This is a genomic window from Nocardioides sp. (genome assembly GCF_031422975.1).
Classification (GTDB): domain Bacteria; phylum Actinomycetota; class Actinomycetes; order Propionibacteriales; family Nocardioidaceae; genus Nocardioides.
The window spans coordinates 1-6,258 of sequence record NZ_JANPEO010000189.1 but is presented as its reverse complement, the minus strand read 5'-3'; the positions used below and the strand labels follow the sequence as shown (position 1 = coordinate 6,258).

The window sequence follows — 6,258 nt, the reverse complement described above, 5'->3', positions numbered from 1 at the left end:
CGGCAGCGGCGTTGCCGCCTCGGCCGGACTGGCCCTCACCGGCTGCGCCCCACCCGAGCCGCCCACCGGCGGACCGGCGGCGCTCGAGCTGCCCGAGGACCTCTCCGACTCCGAGAAGATCCTCAAGTGGTCCAACTGGACGGCCTACCTCGACATGAACGGCAAGGAGACGAAGTCTCCGACCCTGTCGCGGTTCATCGAGCAGACCGGGATCGAGGTGAGCTACAGCGAGGACGTCGAGGACAACGACTCCTACTACGCCAAGGTCGGTCCGCAGCTGCGGGCAGGCCAGAGCATCGATCGCGACATCATCACCCTCACCGACTGGATGGCGTCGCGGGTCATCCGCGACCAGCTCTGTCAGCCGCTCGAGCTGATCCAGATGCCCAACGTCGTGCAGAATCTGCTGCAACCTCTCAAGGAAGTGTCCTTCGACCCGGGCCGCATCAACTCCATCACCTGGCAGAGCGGCTTCGCCGGCATCGGCTACAACCGCGACAAGGTCGGCCGCGAGCTGAAGACGCTCGACGACCTGTGGAGCGACGACCTCAAGGGCCGCATCGTGGTGCTCTCGGAGTTCCGCGACACCGCGGCGCTGGTGATGCAGAACCAGGGCGTCGACATCGAGAGCGATTGGGGCCGGACCGAGTTCGAGAACGCCATCGGCTTCATCGAGCAGAAGATCGAGGAGGGCTACATCCGCAAGGTGAAGGGCAACTCCTACCTGGAGGACCTCACCAGCGGCAACGCTGTCGCCGGCATCACGTGGAGCGGGGACATCTTCGTCCTCGCCTTCGACACCAAGGACCCGAGCTGGACCTTCACGATCCCCGAGTCGGGCGGCACCCTCTGGTCGGACAACATGATGGTGCCGATCACCTCGACGCACCGACGCAACGCCCAGAGGCTGATGGACTACTACTACGACCCGGCGGTCGCCGCCGAGGTCGCCGCCTGGGTCAACTACGTGTGCCCGGTCGACGGCGCTCAGGCCGAGATGGAGAAGATCGATCCCGACCTGGCCGAGAGCCCGTGGATCTTCCCGACGGCCGAGTTCATCGCCGACAACAACATCCAGCAGTTCCGGGTGCTCAACAGCGACGAAGAGATCGAACTCGCTGACCTGTGGTCGAGCAACGTGATGGGAAACTGACATGGCCGGATTCAAGGAAGCCCAAGGAGACCTCCGGCTCGAGAAGGTCACCAAGGCGTTCGGCGACTTCGTGGCCGTCGACGACATCGACCTCCACGTGCAGCGCGGGTCGTTCTTCGCGTTGCTCGGCCCGTCGGGCTGCGGCAAGACCACCACGCTGCGGATGATCGCCGGACTGGAGCAGCCGACCTCGGGCCGGGTGCTCATCGGCGACACCGACCTGACCGGCTCGCGTGCCTACGAGCGCCCCGTCAACACCGTCTTCCAGTCCTACGCGCTGTTCCCGCACCTGACGATCCGCGACAACGTCTCGTTCGGCCCCAAGCGTCGCAGGGCCAAGGACGCCGCCAAGCTGGCCGAGGACGCCCTCGAGCTGGTGCAGATGACCCAGTTCGCCGCCCGCAAGCCGGCCCAGCTCTCGGGTGGCCAGCAGCAACGCGTGGCCCTGGCCCGGGCCCTGGTCAACACCCCGGAGGTGCTGCTGCTCGACGAGCCCCTCGGAGCCCTGGACCTCAAGCTGCGCCGCGAGATGCAGGTCGAGCTCAAGCGCATCCAGACCGAGGTCGGCCTCACGTTCATCCACGTCACCCACGACCAGGAGGAGGCCATGACCATGGCCGACACGGTCGCGGTGATGAACAAGGGCACCATCGAGCAGCTCGGCGCGCCCGCCGACCTCTACGACCTGCCCCGCACCCGCTTCGTGGCCAACTTCCTGGGGCAGGCCAACACCGGAGTCGGCACGATCGAGGACAGCGACCGCGACCACCTCGTGGCGGACGTCCTCGGCACCAAGGTCCGCATCAGCAGGGCCCGCTCGCAGGTGCACGAGGGCGACGTCCTCTTCGGCGTGCGGCCCGAGAAGGTGCAGGTCTCGCGCACCAAGCCCGACGGGGCCGGCAACGACGTGCGCGGTGTGGTCAAGGACGTGTCCTTCCTCGGCGTGGCCACCAGCTATCTCGTCGACATGCCGAGCGGCACGACCTGGAGCTGCTACGAGCAGAACCTCGACGTCGACCCGATCGACCTGCGTCCCGGTGACGAGGTCTGGCTGACGTGGAATCCCGGACACGCGTTCGGCGTCGCGGCGGACGAGTCGTGACTGCGCTCGCTCCTGCGGTGCTCGAGCCGCATGCGCCCGCTCCGGCCCCGGCTCCGGAGGTGACGAAGCGGAGCTGGACGGCCTACCTCCTGCTACTCCCCGGACTTCTGTGGCTCGGGGTCTTCTTCATCCTGCCGCTGGTCCAGCTGGCCGCGGTCAGCCTTCAGAGCCGGTACCCCGGGTTCCCCGGCTACTACTACCGCGACCTCAACTTCGAGAACTACGTCAGCGCGCTCACCGACTACGCACCCCACTTCGCGCGGTCCTTCCTCTATGCCGGCCTCGCGACACTGCTGGCGTTCGCCCTGGCCTACCCGCTGGCCTATGCGATGGCGTTCAAGGCAGGCAAGTGGCGCAACCTGATGATGATCTGCGTCATCGCGCCGTTCTTCACCTCCTTCATCCTGCGCACCTTCGCGTGGTCGCAGATCCTGGCGGACGAGGGCTGGGTGGCCGGGATCCTGAACTTCCTGCACCTGCTGCCGGGCGGGCACATCATCAACACCCCGGTCGCGGTGGTCGCCGGGCTGACCTACAACTTCCTGCCCTTCATGGTGCTGCCGATCTATGCCTCGCTCGAGCGGGCCGATCCGCGCGTCATCGAGGCCGGCGGCGACCTCTACGCCAACGGCTTCACGACCTTCCGGACGGTGACGCTGCCGATGTCGATGCCGGGCGTCCTGGCCGGCACGCTGCTGACCTTCATCCCGGCGGCCGGCGACTTCGTCAACATGGAGCTGCTCGGCCCCCAGCGAGGAAAGATGGTCGGCAACGTGATCAATGACCAGTTCCTCGCTATCCCCGGTGGCTATCCGGTCGCCGCCTCGTTGTCGTTCACGCTGATGGCGGCGATCCTGGTGATGGTCTTCCTCTACGTCCGCCGCTTCGGCACCGAGGAGCTGGTGTGAGATGACCAGCTCGACGACCTCCCCGCAGGCCTACCGACCGTCCAGTGCCAAGCGGGGTCAGCTCTGGCTGGCCAACCACTTCGCGATCCTCACCGCGGTCGCGGTGCTGCTCTACCTCTTCTTGCCGGTGGCCTACACCTTCGCCTTCTCCTTCAACGACCACGGCAAGACCAACATCGTGTGGCAGGGCTTCACGTTCCGGCACTGGCAGGACCCCTGCGGCGTGCCCGGTGCGTGCTCCTCGTTGGTGACGTCGCTGCAGGTGGGCGCCCTGTCCACGGTGGTCGCCACGGTGCTCGGCACGCTGATGGCGCTGGCGATGGTGCGCTACCGCTTCCGCGGCAAGGCGGCCAGCAACATGCTGATCTTCGTCCCGATGGCCACCCCGGAGATCGTCATGGGGGCCGCGCTGTTGACGATCTTCGTTCAGGGCTTCGCCAACATCGGGCTCTCGCTGGGCTTCTGGACCATCGTCTTCGCCCACATCATGTTCTGCCTGAGCTTCGTCGTCGTCACCGTCAAGGCGCGCATCCAGTCCCTCGACCCGCGGATCGAGGAGGCGGCACAGGACCTCTACGCGAGCCCGATGCAGACCTTCTGGCAGGTCACCTTCCCGCTCATCCTGCCGGGCATCCTCGGCGCCGCGATGCTCGCCTTCTCGCTGTCCTTCGACGACTTCATCATCACCAACTTCGTCTCCGGCAACGAGTCGACCTTCCCGAAGTTCGTCTACGTCGCGTCGCGGCGCGGCATCCCGGCCGAGGCCAACGTCATCGGCTTCTCGATGTTCGTCATCGCAGTGCTGCTCGTCGTCGGCGCCCAGGTCGTCAACTCGATGCGCGCCTCCACCCCCAAGGAGTGACCACACACATGCCCGAGCAGTTGCGAGTGCTGATGATCGGAGCCGGCGGCGTCGGCGACGCGGCAGCGCGCATCGCCGTCGAACGGGACTTCTTCGACGCCTGGGTGGTCGCCGACTACGACCTGGCGCGCGCCGAGCGCACCGTCGAGGCGGCCCGCGAGCGCGGCGCCGGTGACGAGCGGTTCAGTGCCCGGCAGGTCGACGCCTCCGACGCCGACGCGGTCACCGCACTGGCCCGCGAGGTGCGAGCGACCCACGTCTTCAACGCGGTGGACCCGCGGTTCGTGATGCCGATCTTCACCGGGGCCCTGGCCGCCGACGCGGGTTACCTCGACATGGCCATGAGCCTCTCGAGCCGGCACCCGGAGTCCCCGTACGAGCAGGTGGGGGTCAAGCTCGGCGACGAGCAGTTCGCCATGGCGGACCAGTGGGAGGCCGCCGGTCGGCTGGCCCTGCTGGGCATCGGAGTCGAGCCGGGACTCTCCGACGTCTTCGCGCGCTACGCCGCCGACGAGCTCTTCGACCACATCGACGAGCTGGGCACCCGCGACGGGGCCAACCTGGTGATCCGCGACGACGACGGCACCGAGGTCTTCGCCCCCGGCTTCTCGATGTGGACGATCATCGAGGAGTGCCTCAACCCGCCGGTCGTGTGGGAGAAGGCGCGTGCCCACGGCGACCTCGAGGCCGGATTCTTCACCCTCCCGCCCTTCTCCGAGCCCGAGGTCTTCGACTTCCCCGAAGGCATCGGCCCGGTCGAGTGCGTCCACGTCGAGCACGAGGAGGTGCTCCTGATGCCGCGGTGGATCGACGCCGATCGGGTCACCTTCAAGTACGGACTCGGCACCGAGATGATCGCCATCCTGCGCACCCTCCACACGTTGGGCCTCGACTCGACGACGCCCGTGACGGTCAAGGGGGTCGAGGTCTCCCCCCGCGACGTCGTCGCGGCCTGCCTGCCCGACCCCGCGACCATCGGGCCGCGGATGGAGGGCAAGACGTGCGCCGGCATGTTGGTCACCGGCACCGGCAAGGACGGCCAGCCGCGGGCGACCTACCTCTACCACGTGGTCGACAACGCCGACTCGATGCGCGACTACGGCGCCCAGTGCGTGGTGTGGCAGACGGCCCTCAACCCGGTCGTCGCCCTCGAGCTGATCGCCGCCGGCACCTGGTCGGGCACCGGGGTGCTCGGCCCCGAGGCGTTGCCGCCCGGGCCCTTCCTCGACCTGCTGGCCGCACCCAGGCCCGGGGGCTACGGCTCGCCGTGGGGCATCGAGGACCGCACTCCCGGAGCTGCCGCATGAGCATCTCCCAGGAGCGCCGGCTGGTCACGGAGATCCCCGGCCCGCGATCGAAGTCCCTTCAGGCGCGCAAGCAGGCGGCCGTCTCGGCCGGTATCGGCACGACGCTGCCGGTCTACGTCGAGCGGGCCGGCGGCGGCATCCTCGTCGACGTCGACGGCAACCAGCTGATCGACTTCGGCTCCGGCATCGCCGTCACCACCGTCGGCAACGCCTCCCCACGCGTGGTGGAGGCCGTCCAGCGCCAGGTCGCCGACTTCACCCACACCTGCTTCATGGTCACGCCCTACGAGGAGTACGTCGAGGTCTGCGAGAAGCTCACCGAGCTCACCCCGGGCAGCCACGAGAAGCGCTCGGCGCTGTTCAACTCGGGGGCCGAGGCGGTCGAGAACGCCGTCAAGGTCGCGCGCCACCACACCGGCCGCGACGCGATCGTCGTCTTCGACCACGCCTATCACGGTCGCACCAACCTCACGATGGCGCTGACCGCCAAGAACATGCCGTACAAGCAGGGCTTCGGGCCGTTCGCCGGCGAGATCTACCGCGCCCCGATGGCCTATCCCTACCGCTGGCCCGGAGGTCCCGAGGCGTGCGCGGAGGAGGCCTTCGACGCCTTCGTGAACACCGTGCACGCGCAGGTCGGCGAGGAGAACTGCGCGGCGGTGCTGATCGAGCCGATCCAGGGCGAGGGGGGTTTCATCGTGCCGCCGCCGGGCTACCTCGCCCGGGTCACCGACTGGTGTCGCGAGAACGACATCCTCTTCATCGCCGACGAGATCCAGACCGGCTTCGCGCGCACCGGAGACTGGCTCGCGTGCGACCACGAGGGCGTCGTGCCCGACCTCGTCACGACTGCCAAAGGCATCGCCGGCGGGCTGCCGCTCGCGGCGGTCACCGGTCGCTCGGAGATCATGGACGCCCCGCACGTG

At 68.1% G+C, this 6,258-nt stretch carries 6 protein-coding genes; all 6 read left to right on the top strand.

The genetic code is table 11. From position 1 onward, the window contains the following. Positions 1-1,153: spermidine/putrescine ABC transporter substrate-binding protein (locus RMO85_RS05935; protein WP_310527387.1), on the top strand; the 1,153-nt coding region annotated here is incomplete at its 5' end. A 1-nt stretch (position 1,154) separates the two neighbouring features. Then, the gene (locus RMO85_RS05930) at positions 1,155-2,255 is read left to right on the top strand and encodes an ABC transporter ATP-binding protein (protein WP_310527383.1); all 1,101 of its coding nucleotides are present in this window, start codon (positions 1,155-1,157) and stop codon (positions 2,253-2,255) included. A gap of 59 nt (positions 2,256-2,314) precedes the next feature. Beyond that, positions 2,315-3,163, top strand: a complete 849-nt coding sequence (locus RMO85_RS05925) for an ABC transporter permease (RefSeq protein ID WP_310527374.1) — start codon at positions 2,315-2,317, stop codon at positions 3,161-3,163. A 1-nt stretch (position 3,164) separates the two neighbouring features. After that, positions 3,165-4,025: an ABC transporter permease gene (locus RMO85_RS05920; protein ID WP_310527372.1), complete on the top strand. Its 861-nt coding sequence runs from the start codon at positions 3,165-3,167 to the stop codon at positions 4,023-4,025. An 8-nt stretch (positions 4,026-4,033) separates the two neighbouring features. After that, entirely contained in the window at positions 4,034-5,332 is a 1,299-nt protein-coding gene (locus RMO85_RS05915) for a saccharopine dehydrogenase C-terminal domain-containing protein (RefSeq protein WP_310527370.1), read from the top strand. Further along, on the top strand, positions 5,329-6,258 hold a 930-nt coding region (locus RMO85_RS05910), incomplete at its 3' end, for an aminotransferase class III-fold pyridoxal phosphate-dependent enzyme (RefSeq protein WP_310527367.1). The genes RMO85_RS05915 and RMO85_RS05910, both read left to right, overlap by 4 nt.